Annotated in this window: 21 protein-coding genes and 4 tRNA genes; 16 read left to right on the top strand and 9 right to left on the bottom strand. The window is 43.3% G+C overall.

The genetic code is table 11. The features are described 5' to 3' along the window. Positions 1–71 precede the first annotated feature (71 nt). The 7 genes from HMPREF0999_RS13545 (at position 72) to HMPREF0999_RS13575 (ending at position 4,470) form a co-directional block, all read left to right on the top strand. The gene (locus tag HMPREF0999_RS13545; RefSeq protein WP_008779351.1) at positions 72–1,046 is read left to right on the top strand and encodes a polyprenyl synthetase family protein; all 975 of its coding nucleotides are present in this window, start codon (positions 72–74) and stop codon (positions 1,044–1,046) included. 3 nt (positions 1,047–1,049) lie between these two features. After that, positions 1,050–1,835 carry a TatD family hydrolase gene (locus tag HMPREF0999_RS13550; RefSeq protein ID WP_005858918.1) on the top strand — a complete coding sequence of 262 codons (786 nt, stop codon included), beginning with the start codon at positions 1,050–1,052 and terminating at the stop codon, positions 1,833–1,835. Positions 1,836–1,982: 147 nt separating this feature from the next. Continuing rightward, a tRNA-Ser gene (locus HMPREF0999_RS13555) sits at positions 1,983–2,070 on the top strand. Between the two features lie 80 nt (positions 2,071–2,150). Next, a complete protein-coding gene (locus HMPREF0999_RS13560; protein WP_008772636.1) occupies positions 2,151–2,894 on the top strand; it encodes a MotA/TolQ/ExbB proton channel family protein in 744 nt (247 codons plus the stop codon). Positions 2,895–2,903: 9 nt separating this feature from the next. After that, positions 2,904–3,377, top strand: a complete 474-nt coding sequence (locus HMPREF0999_RS13565) for a hypothetical protein (RefSeq protein ID WP_005858922.1) — start codon at positions 2,904–2,906, stop codon at positions 3,375–3,377. A gap of 32 nt (positions 3,378–3,409) precedes the next feature. After that, on the top strand, positions 3,410–4,000 hold the full coding sequence (locus HMPREF0999_RS13570; RefSeq protein WP_005858924.1) for an ExbD/TolR family protein: 591 nt from the start codon (positions 3,410–3,412) through the stop codon (positions 3,998–4,000). Continuing rightward, entirely contained in the window at positions 4,000–4,470 is a 471-nt protein-coding gene (locus tag HMPREF0999_RS13575) for an ExbD/TolR family protein (RefSeq protein WP_005858926.1), read from the top strand. Before HMPREF0999_RS13570 ends, HMPREF0999_RS13575 begins: the two co-directional genes overlap by 1 nt. A gap of 52 nt (positions 4,471–4,522) precedes the next feature. On the opposite strand, the gene HMPREF0999_RS13580 is transcribed toward HMPREF0999_RS13575, so the two are convergent. Beyond that, positions 4,523–5,071 carry a GNAT family N-acetyltransferase gene (locus HMPREF0999_RS13580; protein WP_009276155.1) on the bottom strand — a complete coding sequence of 183 codons (549 nt, stop codon included), beginning with the start codon at positions 5,069–5,071 and terminating at the stop codon, positions 4,523–4,525. A gap of 144 nt (positions 5,072–5,215) precedes the next feature. Here HMPREF0999_RS13580 and HMPREF0999_RS13585 point away from each other — a divergent pair, with 144 nt between their 5' ends. Continuing rightward, positions 5,216–5,686, top strand: coding sequence for an Lrp/AsnC family transcriptional regulator (locus HMPREF0999_RS13585; RefSeq protein ID WP_005858930.1), 471 nt, complete (start codon positions 5,216–5,218; stop codon positions 5,684–5,686). A gap of 83 nt (positions 5,687–5,769) precedes the next feature. Here HMPREF0999_RS13585 and asnS read toward each other — a convergent pair whose 3' ends face one another. Genes asnS through purB form a run of 3 tightly spaced genes read right to left on the bottom strand, consistent with a single transcriptional unit; the run spans position 5,770 to position 10,082 of the window. Beyond that, positions 5,770–7,176, bottom strand: a complete 1,407-nt coding sequence (asnS, locus tag HMPREF0999_RS13590) for an asparagine--tRNA ligase (protein ID WP_009276156.1) — start codon at positions 7,174–7,176, stop codon at positions 5,770–5,772. 15 nt (positions 7,177–7,191) lie between these two features. Beyond that, positions 7,192–8,679 (bottom strand): pseudouridine synthase, encoded by a 1,488-nt coding sequence (locus HMPREF0999_RS13595; protein WP_009276157.1) that lies wholly within the window; start codon positions 8,677–8,679, stop codon positions 7,192–7,194. A gap of 59 nt (positions 8,680–8,738) precedes the next feature. After that, a complete protein-coding gene (purB, locus tag HMPREF0999_RS13600) occupies positions 8,739–10,082 on the bottom strand; it encodes an adenylosuccinate lyase (RefSeq protein WP_005858936.1) in 1,344 nt (447 codons plus the stop codon). Between the two features lie 236 nt (positions 10,083–10,318). Between purB and HMPREF0999_RS13605 the strand changes: the two genes are divergently transcribed. Together HMPREF0999_RS13605 and HMPREF0999_RS13610 are read left to right on the top strand one after the other, a co-directional pair. Further along, positions 10,319–10,393: transfer RNA gene (locus HMPREF0999_RS13605), tRNA-Val, on the top strand. A gap of 33 nt (positions 10,394–10,426) precedes the next feature. After that, positions 10,427–10,501: transfer RNA gene (locus tag HMPREF0999_RS13610), tRNA-Val, on the top strand. A gap of 111 nt (positions 10,502–10,612) precedes the next feature. On the opposite strand, the gene HMPREF0999_RS13615 is transcribed toward HMPREF0999_RS13610, so the two are convergent. Beyond that, complete coding sequence (locus HMPREF0999_RS13615) at positions 10,613–11,050, bottom strand: DoxX family protein (protein WP_009276158.1); 438 nt, start codon at positions 11,048–11,050, stop codon at positions 10,613–10,615. Positions 11,051–11,459: 409 nt separating this feature from the next. Here HMPREF0999_RS13615 and HMPREF0999_RS13620 point away from each other — a divergent pair, with 409 nt between their 5' ends. Together HMPREF0999_RS13620 and HMPREF0999_RS13625 are read left to right on the top strand one after the other, a co-directional pair. Further along, positions 11,460–12,038 carry a Crp/Fnr family transcriptional regulator gene (locus HMPREF0999_RS13620; protein ID WP_005858942.1) on the top strand — a complete coding sequence of 193 codons (579 nt, stop codon included), beginning with the start codon at positions 11,460–11,462 and terminating at the stop codon, positions 12,036–12,038. A gap of 64 nt (positions 12,039–12,102) precedes the next feature. Next, positions 12,103–12,525, top strand: a complete 423-nt coding sequence (locus HMPREF0999_RS13625; protein WP_009276159.1) for a GNAT family N-acetyltransferase — start codon at positions 12,103–12,105, stop codon at positions 12,523–12,525. 63 nt (positions 12,526–12,588) lie between these two features. On the opposite strand, the gene HMPREF0999_RS13630 is transcribed toward HMPREF0999_RS13625, so the two are convergent. Next, a tRNA-Arg gene (locus HMPREF0999_RS13630) sits at positions 12,589–12,662 on the bottom strand. 196 nt (positions 12,663–12,858) lie between these two features. Between HMPREF0999_RS13630 and asnA the strand changes: the two genes are divergently transcribed. Beyond that, complete coding sequence (asnA, locus tag HMPREF0999_RS13635; protein ID WP_005858945.1) at positions 12,859–13,896, top strand: aspartate--ammonia ligase; 1,038 nt, start codon at positions 12,859–12,861, stop codon at positions 13,894–13,896. Between the two features lie 21 nt (positions 13,897–13,917). Beyond that, on the top strand, positions 13,918–14,580 hold the full coding sequence (gene ung / locus HMPREF0999_RS13640) for a uracil-DNA glycosylase (protein WP_005858947.1): 663 nt from the start codon (positions 13,918–13,920) through the stop codon (positions 14,578–14,580). A gap of 63 nt (positions 14,581–14,643) precedes the next feature. Here the strand turns inward: ung and HMPREF0999_RS13645 are convergent, their stop codons facing one another. From HMPREF0999_RS13645 to HMPREF0999_RS13655, 3 genes are all read right to left on the bottom strand, one after another. Further along, positions 14,644–17,388 (bottom strand): putative LPS assembly protein LptD, encoded by a 2,745-nt coding sequence (locus HMPREF0999_RS13645; RefSeq protein WP_009276160.1) that lies wholly within the window; start codon positions 17,386–17,388, stop codon positions 14,644–14,646. 65 nt (positions 17,389–17,453) lie between these two features. Beyond that, the gene (locus tag HMPREF0999_RS13650) at positions 17,454–17,996 is read right to left on the bottom strand and encodes an HDIG domain-containing metalloprotein (protein WP_005867908.1); all 543 of its coding nucleotides are present in this window, start codon (positions 17,994–17,996) and stop codon (positions 17,454–17,456) included. A 146-nt stretch (positions 17,997–18,142) separates the two neighbouring features. After that, the gene (locus tag HMPREF0999_RS13655) at positions 18,143–20,557 is read right to left on the bottom strand and encodes a S9 family peptidase (protein ID WP_009276161.1); all 2,415 of its coding nucleotides are present in this window, start codon (positions 20,555–20,557) and stop codon (positions 18,143–18,145) included. A gap of 98 nt (positions 20,558–20,655) precedes the next feature. Here HMPREF0999_RS13655 and HMPREF0999_RS13660 point away from each other — a divergent pair, with 98 nt between their 5' ends. Together HMPREF0999_RS13660 and HMPREF0999_RS13665 are read left to right on the top strand one after the other, a co-directional pair. After that, a complete protein-coding gene (locus HMPREF0999_RS13660) occupies positions 20,656–21,849 on the top strand; it encodes an exo-beta-N-acetylmuramidase NamZ domain-containing protein (protein ID WP_009276162.1) in 1,194 nt (397 codons plus the stop codon). Positions 21,850–21,855: 6 nt separating this feature from the next. Beyond that, positions 21,856–23,913, top strand: a complete 2,058-nt coding sequence (locus HMPREF0999_RS13665) for a TonB-dependent receptor plug domain-containing protein (RefSeq protein WP_009276163.1) — start codon at positions 21,856–21,858, stop codon at positions 23,911–23,913. Positions 23,914–23,955 lie beyond the last annotated feature (42 nt).

A 23,955-nucleotide genomic window follows, 5' to 3' on the forward strand; every position in this document is an offset into this window, starting at 1 on the left:
AAACATATCAAAAAGGCTGCTTTATTTTCGCAGCCTTTTTTTATTTCATAACTCCATTAATTGATACAGCTATGTTAGCATTCGAGAATATACTTCAAAGAATAGAAAGCGAGATCTCTCAACTACAATTCACCAATCCTCCCAAGAGCTTATACGAGCCGATAGAGTACATCTTGTCCCTCGGAGGAAAAAGAATACGTCCGGCGTTAACGTTGATGGCATGTAATATATATAATAATAGTATAGAGAATGCGATCAAGCCCGCTTTAGGTCTGGAAGTTTTCCATAACTTCACCTTGCTGCACGACGACCTGATGGATGAAGCTGATAAAAGAAGGAACAAACCTACCGTACACAAGGTATGGAATGCCAATACGGCGATTCTTTCCGGAGATGCGATGCTAATAGCGGCTTATCAATTAATCGGATCAACGGAACACGGCCACCTTAAACAAGTGTTGGATTTATTTACGCAAACCGCGGCGGAAATATGTGGCGGCCAACAATTCGACATGGAATTCGAGTCTCGCATGGATGTGAGCGAGGAAGAATACATCGAGATGATCCGGCTAAAGACAGCCGTACTACTGGCCTGCTCCCTTAAGACGGGTGCCCTACTCGGAGGTGCCTCACAGGAAGACGCAGGCAACTTATATGCGTTTGGTATCAATATAGGTCTAGCGTTTCAACTGCAAGATGATTTACTAGATGTATATGGTGACACCGCCACTTTCGGGAAAAACATTGGCGGCGATATCCTTTGCAACAAGAAAACATTCTTATTGATCAACGCTCTCAGACTGGCCAATAAAGAACAAGCGGAAGCTCTCCGTAGCTGGATGGATAAAAAAGAATTCGACCCGGCTCAAAAGATACAGGCATTCACCTCTATCTACAACGAATTGCAGCTAAAACAATTAACAGAAAATAAAATCCAAGCCTATTACGACGCATCCGTAGAGAACTTAAAAGCTTTACAAGTCGCCCCCGAAAAATTAACGATCCTAAAAGAGGTTTGTGATCATTTAATGCATAGACAATCCTAATCCATGAGGTTAATAGACACACATTGCCATTTATATCTGGAGGATTTCGATCCGGAGCAAGACGAACTGGCTCAAAAAGCAAAAGACTCAGGTATCGACACCCTGCTTCTGCCAAACGTAGACCTGACGACGATTGACAGAATGCACGATTTATGCGATCGATACCCAGAGTTCGCTTTCCCCATGATGGGATTGCATCCGACCAGTGTGGATAGCAATTATATCGATATCCTAAAACAAACGGAATCCTATCTATCTAAACGTACTTATTGCGGTATCGGTGAAATCGGGATCGATCTATATTGGGATAAGACTTATTTAAAGGAGCAACAAATCGTTTTCGAGGAACAATTGCGTTGGAGCATCGATCTGAACCTGCCCGTAGCCATCCATACCCGCGACGCATATCCGGAAGTTCTGGAATGCATACATAAAGTCGGAGCGGAAAGACTTAAGGGCGTATTTCATAGTTTTACCGGCACAACGGAAGAGCTGGAAGAAATAAAGAAACTGCCCACCTTCAAGATCGGGATAAACGGAGTTGTTACCTTTAAAAATTCAAAACTGTCCGAAGTCATTCGGCAAACGGATCTTAAAAAGATACTCTTGGAAACAGATGCACCCTATCTTTCACCAGTCCCCTACAGAGGTAGACGGAATGAGCCTACTTACATATGGAAGACGGCCGAGAAAGTGGCGGAAACATTCGGCCTCACGCTAGAGGAAACCGTAAACGCTACTCGAAAAAACACATTAGAATTGTTTAAAAGCGTAAATAAACCCATATAGACACTTTTTTTCGAATGAAGTCAAAATTTATTTCGTGGATATTGTGTATATGTCAAGCAAAAACTATAGATTTGTGCACTGAAAAGATTGCATATGGGAATTTTTTCGTATTTTGCGGTCGTTTTAGAAGAAGCTAGGCGAATAATTGGAGAGATGCTCGAGTGGTTGAAGAGGCACGCCTGGAAAGCGTGTAAACCCCTAAAGGGTTTCGCGGGTTCGAATCCCGCTCTCTCCGCGGTGGAGAATACCATGAATTAATTAACAATAAAATAAAAACAAATAAGAGAATTATTAATCTTAAAAATTAAACACACAATGAAAAAGTTATTTGCAAAAGCATTCTTGGGTTTATGTGCCCTTGGAACTTCTACCGTAGCATTCGCGCAGGACGCTGCAGACGCAGCTACAGCTGTTGAAGGAGGTATGTATCAAGCATTAAAAACAAAGTTTATCGAAGGTGGTGCCGACTTCATGAGTTTGGTTGCTATCGCTTTGATTTTCGGTTTGGCTTTCTGCTTAGAGAGAATTATCTACTTGAACTTAGCTGAAACGAATTCCAGCAAATTGTTGAAGGGTATCGAAGATGCTTTAGACAAAGGTGATGTTGAAGGCGCTAAAGCTATCGCTCGTGACACAAGAGGCCCTATCGCTTCTATCGCTTACCAAGGATTGATGAGAATTGACCAAGGTATCGACGTTGTAGAAAAATCTATCGTTTCTTATGGTGGTGTTCAAGGAGGTCTTTTGGAAAAGAATATGTCTTGGATCACATTGTTTATCGCAATGGCTCCGTCTTTAGGATTCTTGGGTACTGTAGTAGGTATGATCATGGCGTTCGATAAAATCGAGCAAGTTGGTGATATCAGCCCGACGGTTGTAGCAGGTGGTATGAAAGTGGCCTTGATTACTACTGTAGGTGGTTTGATCGTTGCTTTGATCCTTCAGGTATTCTATAACTATTTGTTAAGCAAATTGGAGGCTATCTTGAATCAAATGGAAGATGCTTCTATCTCTTTGCTTGACTTGGTTATCAAATACAACGTCAAATTCAAAAAATAATAACGAATTATGGCAGTTACTAAAATAAGAAAAATATCCAGTTGGACTTTACTGATAAGTTCTATTATCAGTATTATTGTTCTGGGTATGTTTTATGCGGGTGGAGTCGTTGACCCTGCCGCTGAAATGAAAGAGCCCATCTATACCGGGTTATTGATTAACTGGACTTCAGTATTGTTCTTCGTGACAATCATCAGTACAATGTTGTTTGCCGTTTGGCAATTTTTGACGTTGTTGAAGACAAACGCTAAATCAGCGATTATGTCTTTGGTTGTATTGGTTTGCTTCGTTGCCGTTTTGTTCATCACTTACACGATGGGTGACGCAACTCCTTTAACAGGTTTGAACGCAGACTCTCAAGTTTACAACACTCCGGGTTGGTTAAAGATCACAGATATGTGGATCATGTCTACAATCGTACTTTTGGTTCTGATCGTAGCATGTGTAGTTTGGGGTTCTGTAAAGAGAATCATGGGTAAATAATAGTAATAACGAACTGATAAAACAAGAAAGAAATGGGTAAGAAAAGAAAGACACCGGGTATCAATGGTTCTTCTTCGGCCGATATCGCTTTCATGTTGCTTATCTTCTTCCTTATTACTACATCAATGGATACAGATAAAGGTTTGGCAAGACGTTTGCCGCCCCCTGTACCTAAAGATCAGAAGAACGATACCGATGTTGACATCAAAAAGAGAAACTTGTTGGTTGTATTGATCAACAGTAATAACCAGATTCTCTGCGGTGATCAATTTGTCGATATCAAGCAATTGAAAGAAAGAATCAAAGAGTTCATTGATAATCCTTATAATGACGAACATAAGCCTGAGCGTGTAGAGGCTGATGTTCCATTCTTCGGAAAGATGATGGTAACGAAGAACCACGTAATTTCTTTACAGAATGACCGTGGTACTGAATACCAAGCTTATATCGATGTGCAGAATGAAATTGCGGCTGCTTATAACGAATTGAGAAATAAGGTTTCTAAGGAAAAATTCGGTAAGAATTTCGCTGATTTGGACGAAGAACAACAAAAAGCTGTACAGCAGATTTATCCGCAAAAGATATCAGAAGCTGAACCTAAAAATTATGGAGGTAAAAAGTAATGGGAAAGTTTAGTAAAGCGGGCGGTCGTGAAATGCCCGAATTGAATACATCATCATTACCTGACTTGGTGTTCGCTTTCTTGTTCTTCATCATGATGGTAACATCTATGCGTGAGGTAACATTGAAAGTAGAGTTCCATGCTCCACAAGCTACAGAGCTTCAAAAATTGGAGAAGAAATCTTTGGTAACATTTATCTATGTCGGTAAGCCGACTAGAGATTTGAGAGCGAAGATGGGTTCTGAAACTCGTATCCAATTAAATGACGCTTTTGCGGAAACTTCGGAAATTCAGGATTATATCGCACAGGAAAAGTCCAGTATGAAGGAAGAGGACCAGCCGTTTATGACGGTTTCTATCAAGGCTGATAAAGAGACCAAGATGGGAACGATTACAGACATCAAGCAGGCTCTTCGTGAAGCATACGCATTAAAGATTAGTTATTCTGCCGCTCAACGTGTCGACGAATAATGATCTACAAATAGAATATCTAAAAAAGGCGGGAAATAGAATCCCGCCTTTTTTATTTCACTCCATAGACATTTTGGTGAATAATGGTCTTAACTCGCTTAAAAGATCGCTCCAGATCAAGTTCCCCATGAGTCATCAAACGCATTTCTAATAACGCCTCTCCTCTACGATATGGAGGTTGGAAATATACATGGTGATCCAAGACAAACCCCAGACGTTCATAAAAACCGATTCTACGTTTACTCATCTCCTCTGTCGGCATCTCTACCTCTAAGACAACCGGATCTTCGTGGAGAGCTAAAAAACTTGTCATTGCTTTCGCTCCGATTCCTCCGTTACGAGCGGACTCGTCGATCGCGAAATGCTCCGCATAAACAAAGCCCTCAAATTGCCATCCCGTAATGAAACCCACATAAATACCATCCCGTAGCAAGGCATACATCTCGAAACGGCTATCTTCCTCCAAAAGCTTACGTACCAAAAAGAAATCACGACGCTCTTCCTCGGGGAAAGAACTAGTATATGTTTTCTCTACTAGATCCAATAAAGGATCGGCTATCTCCCGGACAGGCTTACTAATTATTACATGATCTTCGCTCATAAAAAAAATACTTAATAATTGAATAAAGAATGCTTACAAAATCAAAATAATCTAACATAATCTTTAGGTGATTATAAGATTATCATTATATTTGTATTAAATATGAAAGATATAATCTAACAGTAATACAAATATACTGAATATATGGCACATCATCAACTAGATGAACTGGACGAGAAGATACTTAAACTAATCATCGGCAATGCGCGTATGCCATTTTTGGAAGTAGCGAGGGAATGTAACGTATCCGGAGCGGCTATTCATCAACGCATACAAAAGCTGACTAATTTAGGGGTTATCAAAGGCTCAGAATTCATCGTGGATAACACAAAAGTTGGGTATGAAACTTGCGCATATATGGGGTTATTCCTAAAGTCTCCCGGACAATTTCCAAGCGTTACAGAAGCGCTGTTGCAGATACCGGAAGTCGTGGAATGCCATTATACAACGGGGCAATACGACCTGTTTATAAAAATATACGCAAAGAACAACCAGCATTTGCTAAGCATCATCCACAACAAGCTTCAACCATTGGGCTTGGCTCGCACCGAATCGCTCATATCCTTTAAGGAGGCATTCAAAAGACAAATTCCTATTGATCTGGACGACGATTAATAAAGGAAGCTAATATAAGAAAAGGGTCCGTAATTCGGTTGAAACCGGTTACGGGCCCTTTTTATCATGATCACTAAGCGCTATTAGAACTCAGCATTATTCGGTGTACGCGGGAAAGGTATCACGTCACGTATATTTGCCATGCCTGTAACAAACAGCAAAAGACGCTCAAAGCCCAAACCGAAACCAGAGTGAGGCACCGTACCAAAACGGCGAGTATCTAAGTACCACCACATATCCTTCATCGGGATGCCCAACTCATCAATACGAGTCATTAGCTTATCATAGTCGGCCTCACGCTCGGAACCGCCGATGATCTCTCCGATCTTCGGGAACAATACGTCCATGGCACGCACCGTCTTTCCATCCTCGTTTTGCTTCATATAGAAAGCCTTGATCTCTTTCGGGTAATCCGTTAAAATTACCGGACGTTTGAAGTGATCCTCCACCAAGAAACGTTCATGCTCAGAAGCCAAGTCTACACCCCAATAAACAGGGAACTCAAATTTATGTCCTTTAGCGACAGCCTCTTCCAATATCTTGATTCCTTCAGTGTACGGCAAGCGAACGAATGAGTCTTTCAAGACCCCTTCCAGACGAGAGATCAATTCCTTATCGAACATATCGTTCAAGAACTTGATATCCTCCATACAGTTATCCAACGCCCATTGTACGCAATATTTAATGAACTCCTCGGCCAACTCCATATTGTCCGTGATATCATTAAAAGCGACTTCCGGCTCAATCATCCAGAATTCCGCCAAATGACGAGGCGTATTTGAGTTCTCAGCGCGGAACGTAGGGCCAAACGTATAAATCTGTCCCAAGGCTGTAGCTGCCAACTCACCCTCCAACTGTCCGGAAACCGTCAAGCTAGCCTGCTTGCCGAAGAAATCGTCCTCATAAATGATAGAGCCATTCTCATCCTTTTTCAAGTCGTACAAATTCTTGGTAGTAACTTGGAACATCTGTCCGGCACCCTCACAGTCGGAAGCCGTGATGATCGGCGTATGGAAATAGAAAAAGCCTCTATCATGGAAAAACTTATGGATAGCGTAAGCCATATTGTGACGAATACGGAATACCGCTCCAAATGTATTCGTACGAGGACGCAAATGAGCGATCTCACGCAAAAACTCCATGGAGTGTCCCTTTTTCTGCAACGGATAAGTAGCTGGATCAGCCGTACCGAAGATCTCAATCTCAGTAGCCTGTATCTCCACGCTTTGCCCCTTGCCTTGGGATTGTGTCAAGATACCGTTTACGCTGATACTAGCTCCCGTGGTAATCGGTTTCAAGAACTCATCACCCAATTTATCTACATCCACAACGATCTGAACATTATTAATTGTAGAACCGTCATTCAAGGCGATAAAATTCACCTGTTTGCTACCACGGCGGGTGCGAACCCATCCTTTCACGTTCACGGTAGTACCGAAAGCTTCGCTTTTCAGCACGTCTACAATTTTTGTTCGTTTAATTGTTTCCATCTGTATCGTTTTTTTTTATTCGAAAGCTCCCATCCTAAGAGCGTTCACTTCCCTTTCATTTAAGTAACGCCATTTACCGCGGCCTAAGTTCTTCTTAGTCAAACCGGCGAAATAAACACGATCCAATTTCGTCACATGATATCCCAACGATTCGAAAATACGGCGCACGATACGGTTACGGCCGGAATGGATCTCGATACCCACTTGGCTCTTATCGTCCTCGCTAGCATAGCTGATAGCGTCCGCATGGATCTCCCCATCCTCAAGCTCAAGGCCGTTGGCGATTTTCTCCATATCCTCGATAGCCACGTTCTTATCCAACCACACATGGTAGATCTTCTTCTTCTTGAAAGATGGGTGAGTCAATTTAGAAGCTAAATCACCATCGTTCGTCAATAACAAGACACCTGTCGTATTGCGGTCCAAGCGGCCTACCGGATAAATACGTTCTTGGCAAGCGTTCTTCACCAAATCCATTACTGTCAAGCGTTCTTGAGGATCATCAGAAGTCGTTACGCAATTCTTCGGCTTGTTCAATACGATATACACCTTGCTCTCAATCTGAACCGGCTTCTCGTTAAATGTAACAACATCTTGACGAGTAATCTTAGTACCCAATTCCGTTACCACGACATCGTTTACCTTAACAGCCCCTTTCTGGATAAACTCATCCGCCTCACGACGAGAGCAAACACCAGCGTTAGATAAGAATTTGTTCAAACGAATCGGTTCGTTCGGATCCGCCAAGACTTCCTTATACTTGATCTGTTTCGGACGCATGTTGTAACCCTGCTGTCTTTGGAAACCACCTCCTCCACCGGAACGGCGATTATTATTGTAAGAAGGACGGCGATTATTTCCATATCCACCACCCCCTTGACGATTACCGCCATAAGAGTTATCGTTACCATACGAACGTCTGGGTGCGTAACCGTCCCCGCCGCTTGAACGTGAATCATTGTAATCAACCCGGGTATCACCTACTCTAGGTCTTCTTTTCTTCATACCATCCGCAGACATTCCCTCTCCGGAAGGACTAGCGGAATAAGCCTTTGCCGGTCCATCATAATTAGGACGAGACGGACGATTGTATTGCCCTCCTCCATTCCCATATGACGGGCGGTTATTTCCATAAGACGAGCGGCCGCTGTTGTAGCCACCTTCACGGTTGTTGCCATAAGACGGGCGATTATTTCCATACCCACCATCGCGATTGTTGCCATAAGATGGACGACTATTACCATAGCCCCCCTCACGGTTGTTGCCATACCCGCCTTCACGGTTATTATCGTAAGAACGCGGACGGCTCGGACGATCCCCGTATGAAGGACGGTTATTTTCTCCATAAGACCGATACGGTCTACGTTCATAGCTACCCTCAGGTTTATTATAACCCTGATTGTAAGGTCTTCTTTCACCTTCTTGGTCTGTGTTTTCCCGTCTGATACTTGGTATCACTTTTTTTGGACGCAGTTGAGATTCATCTCTTTCTTCTGTACTCATTTGTTATAAATTAAACAATGGTTAAAAACTTGGTAGCCTCACGGCTACCTGTATTATCACTAAATTCCTGTATAATTATGAGGCGTTATAGCCCTTAATTCATCTTTAATCCGGTCGCTAACATTCAAGGTTTCGATAAACTCCTTGATAGATTGCTCCGTAACAGTCTGGTTCGTACGTGTCAAAGCTTTTAATGCCTCGTAAGGCTTCGGATAACCCTCACGGCGTAAGACCGTCTGGATACCCTCGGCTACCACAGCCCAGCAATTATTCAAATCCCTACTTAGGGCGTTCTCGTTCAATAACAATTTACCCAAGCCTTTTGTTAAGCTCTTGAAGGCAATTTCTATATGTGCCAAAGGCACGCCTACGTTTCTCAACACGGTAGAATCCGTCAAGTCTCTTTGTAAACGAGATACCGGCAATTTCGTAGCCAAATGCTCTAAAATAGCGTTAGCGATCCCTAGATTACCCTCAGCGTTCTCGAAATCAATCGGGTTCACCTTATGTGGCATAGCAGACGAACCGATCTCACCCGCCTTGATCTTTTGCTTGAAATACTCCATGGAGATATATTGCCAGAAGTCACGATTCAAGTCGATCAAGATCGTATTGATACGCTTCAAGCCATCGAAGATCGCTGCCAGATTATCATAATTAGAGATCTGGGTAGTCCACTCCTCACGCTTCAAGCCTAACACCTCACTAACGAACTTGTTACCGAATGCCCTCCAATCATATTCCGGATACGCTACATGATGCGCATTGAAGTTTCCTGTAGCCCCACCGAATTTAGCGGAGATAGGAACGGCCTTTAACAATGCCAACTGTTGCTCCAAACGGTAAACAAAGACCATCACCTCCTTACCCAAACGAGTCGGAGATGCCGGTTGCCCATGTGTCTTAGCCAACATCGGGATATCCATCCATTCCTCGGCGTATTTTTTCAAGGCGCCGATCACCTCTTCCAAACCCGGATAATACACCTCTTGCAAAGCGTCCTTGATCGATAAAGGCACAGATGTGTTATTAATATCCTGAGAAGTCAATCCAAAATGAATAAACTCGTGGTATTTCTCCGCAAGGAAATGATTTGTTTTTTCCTTAATAAAGTACTCCACCGCTTTCACATCGTGGTTTGTCACGCTCTCGATCTCCTTCACTCGTAAAGCGTCCTCCTCCGTAAACTCCTGATAAATTTTCCGGAGCCCCTTTTTTACTTCCGCCGCATTTAACTCGCTTAATTGCGGAAGAAACTCAGATAGAGTAATAAAATACTCGATCTCAACTCGCACCCTATACTTGATAAGTGCGTATTCTGAAAAATAAGCCGCCAGATTCTCAGCCTTATTCCTGTATCGCCCATCCACGGGCGAAATAGCAGTCAGTGTCGATAATACCATATACATTATTAATATAGAGTCGCAAAGTTAAGTCTTTTCCATTGAATAATAAGGTAAGCAATCGTTATTTTTAACTAAATGCCCCGTTTTTAGGACCATCAGACACTTACGTAGCCACATCCAAACAAAATTCATATTCATCCACATTTTTTCGTCAAAAAGTTTGGTGGTAATAAAAAAAGCCGTATCTTTGCAGCGCTTTAGAGAGATAAAGCGAACGAAAAAATAAGTTTAAAGGGCGTTTAGCTCAGCTGGTTCAGAGCATCTGCCTTACAAGCAGAGGGTCGGCGGTTCGAATCCGTCAACGCCCACCTTTAAATTTATTATTTCACCGAAAGATTTTCGGGCGTTTAGCTCAGCTGGTTCAGAGCATCTGCCTTACAAGCAGAGGGTCGGCGGTTCGAATCCGTCAACGCCCACAATAGAAAAGATTGTTTGGTTTCCAGACAGTCTTTTTTTATTTAGGAACCAGAGAGTTTACCCGAGGTTCCAGAAACTTTTCCAAAGCAAGTTAACTTCCCTACAATTCCCTATCTCTTCTGCGACAAGAGGACAGCGATCAGACGATCTAACGAGAACTTACCAGGTCCTGCTATATACATCAAGATAAAAACGACCAAGTAAACGAACGCCAACTCTTTCAAAGAAAACGGATCATTCCCGTGAATCACGAAGAAAGCCACTCCCATGGTAAAAATCATCGGGATCATTGCCAACCGATAGAGCGCACCGAGAATAAAGCCAATCGAACAAAAAAGCTCCCCAAAAATGGCCAAGCCTAGAGAAACCGAATGTCCAACTCCCAGTGGGTCCGGAAATGCGGCGGACATGCTCTCAAAATTCGTCCACTTCTGTATCCCATGCGAAAGCAATAGACCTCCAAATAACAAACGAAGCGCCAACAACAGTAACGATATAGCTGTACCATCCGGCTTCATTGGAAAAAGAAATTTGTAAAATGCTGACATAATTCCCCTATTTTTTATCTTATCAATTCATCTTTCTGGTAATAAAACAAAAACGAAGTAAGGTTAGTTCAGCAAAAGCTCCGGGAATTGACAAGCGGCTTATCTTTCGCCTTGCAAAACGTTTGCCACTACTATCATAACACTATTTACCTTATTATAATACAACGACTTGAAATAATACATCTTCAAAAGAATAACAATTTAACAACATGCTAATTACCTTTGTTTTCCGTGTTCTTTCATTACTTAAATAACTCCATCATAAACGTACATAAAAACTTTCGGTTTTTTCGTAAGTTTGTAGTCGAAAATATATTTCACTGAATATGAGAAATTAAATTAAGGAGAACAGGAGTAACAGTGAATATATCAAATGAGTAAGTATATTACGAATTATTACATTTAGACTATGCTTTTAGAAAAACTACTTAAAGGATTTAATTATAGCACCAGTACTTTCAATTTGAAGGAATCTAAGTTATTTGACCAATATTTTGAACGAATATTGATTAGTAAAGGTACATTTTTGGTCAAGGAAGGAGAAATAGAGAGGTATAGTTATTTCGTTTTTGATGGAATATTACGTTGTTGGCTATTAAATCATAAAGGAGAAGAACAAATCTTTTGGTTTTGTAAAGAGGGTACGTTCTCAATGTCGAACATATCTTTTACATTACAAACAAAGTCTGCGTTTAATGTGCAAACAATTGTAGATAGCGTTATTTACCGAATAGACAAGAAACAAGAAAATGAACTATACACCGCTATACCTAAGGTAAAAACTGTATTTGAAGATTTGAATGCTATATTGCTGAATAAACTCTTGAAAAGAAATATCGACTTGATTAAATATTCCCCTGAACAGTATTATCTACAGATGATTGAAGAATATGGCATTACACTAAACTATATACCGCTAAAAGATATAGCTTCTTATTTGGGTATCACACCACAAGCACTAAGCAGAATCCGTAAACGTATTTTTTAACTTAGATTCAGTGCTTTAAATGTAAAAGTTCCGAACTTTGTAGCTTTAAATAGTAATTACAATTATGATTAGAAAAATTAAAGTTACAGATCATCCACGTTTGATGGAAATCTGGGAAAGTGCAGTATTAAATACACATGATTTTCTTAAAGAGGAAGATTTTCTATACTATAAGGAACAACTTCCAGTATATTTTCAACATGTCACTCTATTCGGATTTGAACAAGAGGGAATCTTAGTAGGATTTATGGGAATCGCAAAAGGAAATCTTGAAATGTTATTCATTGACAATAATTATCGAGGTATAGGAATAGGAAAAAAATTAATCACTTATGCCATAGATAATTTGCAAGTAACAAAAGTCGATGTGAATGAGCAAAATAATCAAGCTGTCGGTTTTTATAAACATATAGGCTTTAGCACATACAAAAGGTCTGATTTGGACGGAGAAGGTAAAGAATATCCTATTTTACACATGCGGTTATAGTTTTCCTTAAAATCACATAAACAAAAAATCCTTGGAAATCTAATGATTACCAAGGATTTCTTGTGACCCGGGTGGGACTCAAACCCACGACCTTCAGAACCGGAATCTGACGCTCTATTCAACTAAGCTACCGAGCCAAAGACTGCGCAAAAGTACATATAATATCTTAGTTTAGCAAATACAGGAGAGAAATATTTTATTTTTGATATTTTGCATATAAGTATTCTGCTTATTCTGCCATTTTGCAAATAAAAGCGATCACATTCTTGTTATTTTGCCATTAATCATTATCTTTGCCGCACATATTTCACAAACACAAAGTACAACAAGTATATGAGCTATCTTATTAAACCCGCAGGGTATAAAGCCTTACTTAACTTATCCCAGACTGAAATGGGAATCAAGAAGATCAAGGACTTTTTCCAGCAAAACCTCTCATCCGAGCTGCGCCTAAGACGCGTAACCGCACCTTTATTCGTACTTAAGGGCATGGGTATCAATGATGATCTTAACGGGACCGAGCGAGCCGTCACTTTTCCTATCAAGGATTTAAACGACTCTAAAGCAGAGATCGTACATTCACTCGCCAAATGGAAACGACTGACACTCGCCGATTACCACATTGAAGAAGGTTACGGTATTTACACCGACATGAACGCCATCCGCTCAGACGAGGAGCTAGGTAATTTACACTCTTTATACGTGGATCAATGGGACTGGGAACGTGTAATGAGCGAAAGCGAACGTAAGATCGATTTCCTCAAGGAAATCGTCCGTCGCATATATGCCGCTATGGTCCGTACCGAATATTTAGTTTACGAGATGTTTCCTCAAATCCGCCCGACGCTCCCCCAACAGATTCATTTCATCCATTCAGAGGATTTGTTACAAAAATATCCTACCTTTACACCGAAAGAGCGGGAAGACGCTATTACCAAGGAATACGGGGCCGTATTCATTATCGGTATCGGATGCTCGCTAAGCAATGGAGAGAAGCATGACGGACGTGCTCCGGACTACGATGATTGGTCTACGATCGCCGAGAACGGACAAACCGGATTGAACGGGGATTTATTGGTTTGGGATGATGTACTAAACCGTTCTATGGAACTATCCTCTATGGGTATCCGCGTCAATAAGGAAGCCTTGCTACGCCAGTTGGATATTTGCAAAGCCGGGGAGAAAAAAGAACTCTATTTCCACAAACGCCTCTTGAGCGGTGAACTTCCGCAAAGTATCGGCGGTGGTATCGGACAAAGCCGGTTGTGTATGTTCTATCTTCGTAAGGCCCATATCGGAGAGATACAGGCAAGTATCTGGCCGGAGGAGATGCGCAAGGAAGCACGTGCGGCTGGAATGATGCTTATTTAGTTAACAGCCAACTATTATATTATGGACGTAAAGATTGAAGAAAGCTGGAAAAAACGGTTAGCCGACGAGTTTGAAAAAGATTATTTCAAGCAATTGACCGATTTCGTTAAACAAGAATACCGCCAAGGTACTGTTTATCCTCCCGGTCCTTATATGTTCAACGCTTTTGAGCACTGCCCGTTCGATAAAGTGAAGGTCGTTATCCTCGGCCAAGATCCTTATCACGAGCCGGGACAGGCGCACGGACTTTGTTTCTCCGTGCAGGATGGGGTACCTTTCCCCCCTTCCCTCATCAATATATTCAAAGAAATACAAGATGATTTAGGGCATCCGGTTCCAACAACCGGCAACTTGATTCGTTGGGCAGATCAAGGCGTATTACTGCTAAACGCCACGCTCACAGTACGAGCGCATCAAGCCGGTTCCCATCAAAATAGAGGTTGGGAGACCTTTACCGATGCTGTTATTCATCGTCTGGCGGCTGAAAGAAGCCATATCGTTTACATATTATGGGGTTCCTACGCACAAAAGAAAGGTGCTTTCATCGATTCATCCCGTAACCTGGTTCTTAAATCAGCCCATCCGTCCCCACTTTCCGCTTACCGGGGATTCTTCGGAAACAAGCATTTCAGCAAAGCCAATGATTATTTAATCGCAACTGGGCAAACTCCCATCGAATGGTAAGATCATTGAGAATTGAAAATTAGCTATACAATCCAATAATTTTCAATTCTCAATTTTCGGTTCTTAATACCACTGCTGTCCATCCCTATAATTACTTCTCTTATCATACTTCAAATCTTTCAATAAAGCAGAGCTTACAGCGATACTGAATGTATAGGATTTATAAGGACCGACCGGAACGAAACTAGCCGTCATTTGCCAGCAGTGCAAGTTACGAGTTACGTTACAAGTCATATAAGAGATCTTCTTAGCGTCAAAATCATAAGTAGCGTTAAAGTTAAAACGCCAGTTCTTTGTCGGCTGGATATTTCCGTTAAAGCTCAAAGAGTGAGTCAAGGCGTAATCATACTCCAGTTTAGAACGATTAAAATCACCATACCGCAAACTCAAACCATAACTAAACGAGAGGCTCCAAGGAATCTTGGAAATTAAATAGCCATCGGCATCTGTCTCACCGGTCTCTTTCTTTTTGCCCAACAGACGGCCACCACTTTCCTTATTCTCGCCCTCTCCTTCTCCATCCGGGTTCAAGCCATCCGGATCTGCGTTCGGATCCGTAGAAGCCGATTGATTCCCGGATTTATCCGATGAACTATCACCTCCTCCAAACAACTTCTTAAACGTATCATTGTTAAATGTATAGGAAAAACTGGTACTAGTCCCTCTCAAACGACCAATACCCTTTCCTGCTTTCCAACGGGGAATATCGACACGCCGCCCATTCTCATCGTACGTATAGGTATCGAACTGACCATTCAAGTTCAACGTATAACTCTTGGATAATTTCAAACGTAAACCGACACTCAAGTCGCTCCACTTAAATGAATCCGCCGCCATATTATAACTCATGCCTAACGACAGCTTATCGATCAGACTAACTTTCTTGAATCCAGTAGAGTCCTTATCCGAACGCACCTTCATCTCGATATTGTTATTTACGTCAAAACTGATATTTCCTTGTTTTCCCGTTCCCGGAACGCCATACATATTATGAGCAAACGGAGAATACGTATATTCACGATCCTCACCATTCGCATCTTGATATACATAAGTCTCATAAAAACCAAAACGAGAAGAAGCGAAGTCCGGCTGGGCGCTTACCGTAATAGACGGCTCGAAGCGGTGACGGATCATCTCAACCTTATTACCCAAGAATGGTAACGGCTTATAAAAACCATACAAGGTAGTAGACGCAGAGATAGAAGCGTTAAAATCGTAAATACGATAAAAACCATACGTAGTGTCGCGGGCTACCAAAGCCTGTTTCTGCGTATCATATTCCTGTTCGATCTTGCTGGTGTACCAACGTTCCTTATAATTGAAAGAGGGAGAAATATTCAAGTACTTGAGCACGGAGAATGTAGCGCTTACCGGAATCGAGTGCTGCATAGCATTCTGCCAATCTTTGATCAAATTCGATTTGAATAATAAGTTTTCCTTTGTCGTGATACTATTACTGAACGTACCGGAATAACTCATGGAGATCTTCTCGTACCAACGCTCCTTCCCGACCGGATGCTTCCGCTTGAAAGGGAAGATACGGCTCATCGTAACCGTCATGCTAGGCAAGGTTACGGCGATAGAAGAATCACGGGTCGTCTGGTTTATACTCATCGTACCGGAGATCGTGAACGGGTTATTCGGGAAACGTTTCGTTACGTTAATGGATGAACTCTTCGTATTCTGGTTCACGTCGGCATACCCGTTTGCGTTCGGGTATAAACTGTTCTGATTATTACGGTCATACGAAGAGGTCGAGAAGTTTACGCTCGCCGAGAAAGACAGATAAGGATTCGCCTTAGGGTCTTGCGTATGCGTCCAGTTTACCTTGAAGTCCTTAGACAAATTATAGTCGGGTAATCCCTTATCGCCCAATTTCGTCACCAAATAAGAAGCATTAAAACTGCCCGAGAATTTATAGCGTTTCCGATAAGCCGAACGGGCCGACAATCCCCAAGATCCCTTGGTATAAATCTCTCCCAACAAAGCCAAGTCCATATAATCGCTCAAGGCGAAATAATATCCACCGTCACGCAAGAAGAAACCTCTGGTAGACTCGTCTCCGAAAGTCGGCATAATAATACCGGATGAATATGTACTCGAGAACGGGAAGAAACAGAAAGGTAACCCGATCGGATACAACGGCACGTCCTCCAAGACCAGATAGACCGGACCCGTTACGATATTCTTTTTCGGGCGCACCTTCGCTTTCGTCATCTGGATGTAAAAGTGAGGATGCTCATGCTCATCGCAAGTCGTGTACTTACCACCCACCATGTTTAAGATATCCCCTTCCATCTTTTTCGTTCGCCCGGCGGTAACATACCCTTCGCCCTGCTGGGTAATCACGTCCGTGATATATCCTTTCTTGGTACCGAAATTATACCGCATCGTCTTCGACTCATATTGCTGGTCGCCCTCCTTAAACAACGGATAGCCAAACTCCTGCCCGATAGAGTCGAGTCCAAACTTAGCGAACACGATGCTACTATCCATATTCATCTCAATCAATTCGGATTGCAGCTCGATATTCTGGTATTTGACATCGCCTTCCCCGTAAAGATATGCCCAGTTGCCAGCTGTCATCACGATAGAATCGGTCGCTTGATAACTGACCGGAGCATCCAGCCCGGTCTGCTTCTTAGGAATCGAATCTTCCGCTAACGTAGTACTATCCGTAGGAGCCACCAAGAGAGAATCAGCCTGCGCCAAGCTATCGGCAGGAGCGACAATCTCCTGCGCTTGCACGCCCAAGCCTCCCAAGAGGAAAACGAATAGAATGATTAGGACTCTATATATCAAAAACATTACTTCGTTCTTTGCAGTGTGTTACAGCGTGCAAATGTATAATAAATAAACGAGCCCTTATGCTTTTATTCCCCTAAAAAGAGTTTACACCAGTGTTCAAACTGCTCAACTGTCTCATTTCCATACTTGGATAAGCTCTGTTTTATCTTATCAGCCGGTTTCTCTTTCGTCAATTTAGTCTTGCTAAAGAATTTATCAGCGAAACAGATCAATTGTTCTTCCAATGACACAGGACGCATATCACGATGTGGAACAGGCAGGTTCCGTTCCTCGATCATGGCAAGCGAAAGCCCCGTCCCCGTATGCCTCTCGCAAACTAAGGCGTGGCGAGGATACCCCTCTTTCCGCATTAAATCGGCTCCCAGATAGCCATGACAGATATAATCGGCCTCCCCATGGCAATCGATATCCGGAGCGTTACACAAAAAGATCCCTATGTCATGCAACATTGCCGCTTCCTCAATAAAAGTCAGATCCAGATTCATCTCCGGATGCAAACGGGCCAATGCCAATGCCTTATCCGCCACGCTGCGGCTATGAGTCACCAAAATCCGGTAGGCATCCGAACTTTCCGGATAATATTTCTTTATTATATCAAGAGGTTTCATCCTATTTATTTTTTTGCGAGACAAAAATAAACAATCTCTCTCACATATGGATGAGTTCGCGGAAGATATACCGCATTGGCCAAGTAATATATACTACGTTGGCGATGTTAGTATGTATTACTTGGCAAAGTCAGTACTACTTCTCATCACTGATACCCCTGAAACCAATTGCCCAGCTTCAAATCTTTTATATCCGCACCTGTTTCCCGTTCGCCTCTCAAATACTCAGAGAAGTAATCGACCATCCGCCAGTAATAATACTCATTATAGTCATCAAAATGATGACGTTTTCCCGGTACGATCAACATATCAAAGCGCTTGCCCGCCTTGATCAACTCGTCCACGACAACAATGGTATTCGCCGGATGCACATTATTATCGATATCGCCATGGATTAATAACAGATGGCCTCTCAAGTTCCTCGCCAATTCCTGATTGGTCGGGATGCGAATATCGAACGAGATATTTCCCATATCATCCGTGATCTCCTTTACCCCATGATGTTTCTCTCCCCACCACCGGTTATAAATGTTATTGTCATGATTGCCGGCACAAGATACCGCTACCTTAAAGAAATCCGGATAAAGCAGCATAGCCGCTGTAGACATGAAACCGCCACCGGAGTGTCCGTGTATGCCGACCCGGTTGATATCCATGAATTTATAACGAGCGCACAACTGCTCGATAGCCACTTTATGATCCGCCATCGGATAATCACGCAAATTTCCATATCCATAATTATGATACCACTTGGAGCGACTGGGATGCCCTCCCCTGTGTCCCATGCACACCACGACAAATCCGGCTTGCGCCAAACGATCCGTACGAGGATTCATCGGGATGTAGCGAAAGAAAGTTCCCTCCTGTTGCGGTCCGGGGTATACATAGTTAATGACCGGATATACTTTCGTGGAATCAAAATCAAAAGGCTTATACATGACACCATACAAATCGGTCACCCCGTCGGCCGCCTTTACCGAAAAAGGCCCAGGGAATTTATAACCTGCCATGAATAATTGGGAGAAGTCACTCTCCTCCAAGGTCATCAATCGGTTACCTTGGTTATCATACAATGCCGTAGCCGGGATCGTATTGACACGAGAATAGTTATCCACGATATATCGCATGGATTTATCCATAGAGACCAGGTGGAAATAATCGCCCGGAGTAATCAGCTTTAAGCCCGAACCATCCAGATTCACCCGGTACAAATGCTCGTAATAAGGAGTCGTATCTCCCTTTTCCCGGGCATTCGCTTTGAAGTAAACGACACGATTCCTACTGTCCACGTCTACGATGGCGTCCACATGCCAAGGTCCTTTGGTGATACGGTTTTTCAAATTTCCTTGCGCGTCATATAGATACAGATGCGCCCAACCATCCCGTTCGCTCCAATGGATCAATTCCTTACCATTATCGGTCATCGCTAGCGGGCGGGTTTCCATAGAGGTATTTAGACGTTCCTCAATGATCGCTTTTACCGAATCCTCCCCGATCGTATACGAACAGATATCCACCCGTTTCATATCCCGGCTGACACGGGTCAAATAGAAGGTCTGGTTATCTCCCAACCAGATCGAGTTCCGAGTGAGTCCCGTACGCTCCTTATCCGGCTTGGAGGCTAGATTGATTGTTTGATCTTTAAAACAATCCACCCGGATTTCTTTCCGCTTCCCGGTATTTTCCAAATCAAAGAGATATAAATGAACGATTGGAGAACCCGCCTCTCCCGGCATCTGATATTTATAGGTCTCAAGTGTAGGACGAGGTTTGGCGATCGAGTTAATCACCCATAAATCTTGCACTGCACGTTGATCCGACAAAGTTGCGGCGAAATAACGACCATCGGGAGACCAGTTCCCCATTACATATTTCCGCTTATGGTCACATAAAGTATCGGTATTCAAGAAGGTCCGGGGCATACCAAAGCCAAAATCTTTTTCGCCATCCGTAGTCAAGGCGATCTCGGATATCGTCTTATCCTCCGGGTCCTTCACGGCCTTCTCATAATCCTCATAACTCATGACATACAGGTTCAAATCTTTCGCGAAGACGACCCGCTTTTTATCCGGCGATATATTCGCCCAACGGATTTTAGCAGGAATCTCGTCTTTCGTAATCCGAGTCAACCGGGAGGACGGATAATCATACGAGAAAAAATAGTTCCCGTTCGTACCCTTTATCGAGAAAGTAAACGTGCGATCATCTTCCTTTAAGCGTAAATCTTCGATAGGAAGTTGTTGTCCGGTAAAAGGCTCTCTCACGATCTCGCTTATCTGTGCCGCCAACTCATCCCGATCGAATAATAATCGTTTATTTCTCGAATTGGGGTCCACCAGATACCAGTTTGTCCCCTCACTCGTCTTATACTCATACCAGAACTTGTCACTATTATTAAAATAATTGGGGGTAAGGGTATAAGAGAAAAGTAGCTGTTCCGCATTCGACGGGGCGAAACGGCGTGCTTGCGTATATTCCGGTAGGACATCTTGCGCATAGGTAAAAGGCACCCATGATAAACTCAAGAAGGCTACCGCATAAAAAAGTGTTTTTACATTCATAGATTCTTAGTATTGTCTGTTATTCGCCTCAAAAGTATAAACTTTCTGTGAAAAACATTTCGTACTTTTGCGGTTAGTATACAGTTATTATATATGTAATGAAACAGATCTTTATATTTCTAGTCATACTTTTTAGCCTGACGCCAACGGTCTATTCACAAAACGCCCCGTTAAAGCTAGGTGCCGAGCGGATGGATGTCGTCACCCGTTTGCTTAAGGATAAGCGGGTCGGATTAGTGGTCAACCAGACTTCCATTTTGGAAAAGCGGCAGATTCATTTATTAGATGCGCTAGTAGCGGAAGGCATAGACGTTAAGAAGGTGTTCGCTCCGGAACATGGATTCCGGGGAACCGGTGATGCCGGAGAGGAGATAAAAGATAGCCGGGACTTGAAAACAGGTGTCCCCATCATCTCTATCTATGGGAAAAACAAGAAACCGTCCGCCGAGCAACTGGGCGACCTCGACGTGATTGTTTTCGATATACAAGATGTAGGTGCCCGTTTCTACACCTATATCAGTACGATGCATTACGTGATGGAAGCCTGCGCCGAAAACAACAAAGAGTTTATCGTGTTGGACCGCCCGAACCCGAATGACTTCGTAGACGGACCGATCCGCCAGAAAGGATTCGAGTCTTTCGTCGGTGTCGATCCGCTCCCGATCTTGCACGGCTTGACCGTAGGGGAATTGGCATGGATGATCAATAAGGAAGGCTGGCTGAAAAGTGTGCCCGATACCTGCCGGTTAAAGATCGTAAAGATGGAGAATTGGAAACACGGAGATCCCTATTGGTTACCGGTCAAACCCTCTCCGAACCTCCCGAATGACCAGTCTATCCGCCTGTATCCGTCGCTTTGCTTTTTTGAGGCTACGAACGTTAGCGTGGGAAGAGGAACCTATTATCCGTTTCAAGTACTAGGTTTCTCGGACCCTAAATACGGGGATTTCACTTTTACCCCGACCTCCTTGCCCGGATTCGATACCAATCCCTTGCAAAAGGATAAAGTATGTTACGGCATCGATCTGCGGGAATATCCGTTCGAAGGAGGATTAACCTTGCGATTCTTCCTCGACTTCTACAATAAAGCGGGAAAGGATCAAGCCTTTTTCTTCTCCCGTCCGAACTGGTTCGATTTATTGGCAGGCACGAAGCAGCTCCGCTACCAGATCGTAAGGGGCTTATCCGAGAAAGAGATCCGGGAAAGTTGGAAACCCGAGCTGGATCAATACAAGGCCATGCGTAAAAAGTATTTACTTTATCCGGACTATCCTACTCAAAATAAAAAATAAGAACGAATGAATTATTGGGAATCGCATACCCAAGTCGCCGTACGTTTCCGCCGATTCGACCGGAAACGTTACGCCGCGTTCCGGAGTATGCACAAAGTCATTAACATTGGAGTCGTGACAGCAAGCACGTTACTATTCGCCCTGCCCGACACGGCGCAAGCTCAAAAGACAATCGAGCCTAACCGGACCGGCGAGGAAGCTTCCGTAGAGCTGGAAGAGGTAGAAGTTACCGCCTCCCGTGCGCCTATCGCACGGAATCAAGCGACCAAGATCGTGACAGTCATTCCCGCCCGTGATATCGCGGCGGCACCTGTCACCAGTATCCAAGATCTTTTAGAATATGCCGCGGGAATAGACGTCCGGCAACGAGGAGAAGGAGGCACCCAAGCCGATATCTCCATCCGGGGAGGGACGTTCGACCAAATAGCGGTTCTCTTAAACGGGGTCAACCTCTCCAACCCACAAACCGGCCATTATAGTTTTGACCTCCCGGTGAATCTCTCGGACATAGAGCGCATCGAGGTGGTATCCGGCCCTTCTTCCCGTATATTCGGGGCCAGCGCTTTCGCCGGAGCGATCAATATCATCACGAAAACAGGAAAAGAGAACAGGATCTCGACCGACAATTACGCCGGAATGCATAAGCTATGGAAACTGGAAGCTGCCATCAATCACGCGACCACTCATTTCGGACAGCGCCTTTCCGCAGGGTATACCTCGTCCGGAGGGTATATAGACAATACAGACTTCAAACAATTAAATCTTTTTTGGCAATCGGAACTTAAAAGCGAGGAGGCCGATTTCCAATTCCAAGCCGGATACAACGACAAAGGTTATGGAGCGAATAGCTTCTACTCCGCTTCCTATCCCAATCAATACGACAAGACTCGCCGCTTCTTCCTCTCCGCCGGAGGAGAAATACATGGCAAAATCAAGTTCACCCCCAAGGTATACTGGACCCGACATTTCGACCGGTACGAGTTGTTCCGTAGTGATCCCGCCGATTGGTATACCGGGCATAATTACCATGAGACGGAAGTATTTGGAGCCAACCTCAACGCCATGACACAGTGGAAACTAGGAAGAACCAGTATGGGCGTGGAATTCCGAAACGAGGGAGTAAAGAGTAACGTATTAGGCAAGCCGATGAAGGAACCGCAGGATGTTCCTTTCGAGAAAGAGGGGCAATATCTAAAAAGCGATAACCGAAGTAACATCAGCTACTTTCTTGAGCATAACGTATTATTACGCCGCTTCACGTTGTCAGTCGGGGTCTTGGCAAACTATAATTCGGCCTTAAACGAAGGGATTCATTTCTATCCGGGAATAGATGCCAGTTACCGTATCGGGGACAATTTCCGTCTGTATGGGAGCTGGAACCGGGCATTGCGTATGCCGACTTTCACCGATCTTTATTATGAGGGTAAGACGAATAAAGGAAATCCGGACCTAAAACCGGAGGAAAGCGAGGCATTCGAGGTCGGACTGAAATACAACACTTACTTCCTCCGGGCTCATATAGCCGGCTTTTACCGAAAAGGCAAGAACATGATCGATTGGGTGAAAGAGAAACCGGAAGATATCTGGGAAAGCCAAAATCTGACAAAAGTCGATAACCTTGGTTTCGAGACTAACCTGAGTTTATTACCGAGGGAACTGGGCAACGAACGGTTCTTTATCCGGAAAATAGAACTGGGATATGCGTTTATCCATCAAGACAAGGATAGTGAGGGGTATATATCGAATTATGCGTTAGATTATCTGAAGCACAAGTTCACGGCTCAATTAAGCCATTCTATCTGGAAAGGTTTTTCGGCCACTTGGTATGTCCGTTGGCAAGACCGGGCAGGTAGTTATACTAAATACGAGAATCTTAAGCCGGCTTATGAGGAACCTTACGCTCCTTATTGCTTAGTAGATATGAAAGTAAATTGGGAATATCAGCGGTTAAATCTATATGCGGAGTTAAATAATCTGCTCAATTCCACTTATTATGATCTGGGAAATATCCCCCAACCGGGTATTTGGTTTAAGGCAGGATTCCGTTATAGTTTCAAATATTAATACCCAGTTGTAGAGACGGGGCGTGCCCCGTCTCTACAACTG

Origin of the sequence: Parabacteroides sp. D25 (assembly GCF_000307475.1) — a bacterium.
Lineage (GTDB): Bacteria > Bacteroidota > Bacteroidia > Bacteroidales > Tannerellaceae > Parabacteroides > Parabacteroides distasonis.

Bases quoted from the DNA above. Each gene is read 5' to 3' on its own strand.
- HMPREF0999_RS13665 (WP_009276163.1), top strand. From the start codon at position 21,856: ATGAATTATTGGGAATCGCATACCCAAGTCGCCGTACGTTTCCGCCGA.
- HMPREF0999_RS13625 (WP_009276159.1), top strand. From the start codon at position 12,103: ATGATTAGAAAAATTAAAGTTACAGATCATCCACGTTTGATGGAAATC.
- HMPREF0999_RS13620 (WP_005858942.1), top strand. From the start codon at position 11,460: ATGCTTTTAGAAAAACTACTTAAAGGATTTAATTATAGCACCAGTACT.
- HMPREF0999_RS13565 (WP_005858922.1), top strand. From the start codon at position 2,904: ATGGCAGTTACTAAAATAAGAAAAATATCCAGTTGGACTTTACTGATA.
- HMPREF0999_RS13560 (WP_008772636.1), top strand. From the start codon at position 2,151: ATGAAAAAGTTATTTGCAAAAGCATTCTTGGGTTTATGTGCCCTTGGA.
- HMPREF0999_RS13650 (WP_005867908.1), bottom strand. From the start codon at position 17,996: ATGAAACCTCTTGATATAATAAAGAAATATTATCCGGAAAGTTCGGAT.
- HMPREF0999_RS13570 (WP_005858924.1), top strand. From the start codon at position 3,410: ATGGGTAAGAAAAGAAAGACACCGGGTATCAATGGTTCTTCTTCGGCC.
- HMPREF0999_RS13615 (WP_009276158.1), bottom strand. From the start codon at position 11,050: ATGTCAGCATTTTACAAATTTCTTTTTCCAATGAAGCCGGATGGTACA.
- ung (WP_005858947.1), top strand. From the start codon at position 13,918: ATGGACGTAAAGATTGAAGAAAGCTGGAAAAAACGGTTAGCCGACGAG.
- HMPREF0999_RS13545 (WP_008779351.1), top strand. From the start codon at position 72: ATGTTAGCATTCGAGAATATACTTCAAAGAATAGAAAGCGAGATCTCT.
- HMPREF0999_RS13645 (WP_009276160.1), bottom strand. From the start codon at position 17,388: ATGTTTTTGATATATAGAGTCCTAATCATTCTATTCGTTTTCCTCTTG.
- HMPREF0999_RS13585 (WP_005858930.1), top strand. From the start codon at position 5,216: ATGGCACATCATCAACTAGATGAACTGGACGAGAAGATACTTAAACTA.
- purB (WP_005858936.1), bottom strand. From the start codon at position 10,082: ATGGTATTATCGACACTGACTGCTATTTCGCCCGTGGATGGGCGATAC.
- HMPREF0999_RS13660 (WP_009276162.1), top strand. From the start codon at position 20,656: ATGAAACAGATCTTTATATTTCTAGTCATACTTTTTAGCCTGACGCCA.
- HMPREF0999_RS13550 (WP_005858918.1), top strand. From the start codon at position 1,050: ATGAGGTTAATAGACACACATTGCCATTTATATCTGGAGGATTTCGAT.
- HMPREF0999_RS13580 (WP_009276155.1), bottom strand. From the start codon at position 5,071: ATGAGCGAAGATCATGTAATAATTAGTAAGCCTGTCCGGGAGATAGCC.
- HMPREF0999_RS13655 (WP_009276161.1), bottom strand. From the start codon at position 20,557: ATGAATGTAAAAACACTTTTTTATGCGGTAGCCTTCTTGAGTTTATCA.
- HMPREF0999_RS13595 (WP_009276157.1), bottom strand. From the start codon at position 8,679: ATGAGTACAGAAGAAAGAGATGAATCTCAACTGCGTCCAAAAAAAGTG.
- asnA (WP_005858945.1), top strand. From the start codon at position 12,859: ATGAGCTATCTTATTAAACCCGCAGGGTATAAAGCCTTACTTAACTTA.
- HMPREF0999_RS13575 (WP_005858926.1), top strand. From the start codon at position 4,000: ATGGGAAAGTTTAGTAAAGCGGGCGGTCGTGAAATGCCCGAATTGAAT.
- asnS (WP_009276156.1), bottom strand. From the start codon at position 7,176: ATGGAAACAATTAAACGAACAAAAATTGTAGACGTGCTGAAAAGCGAA.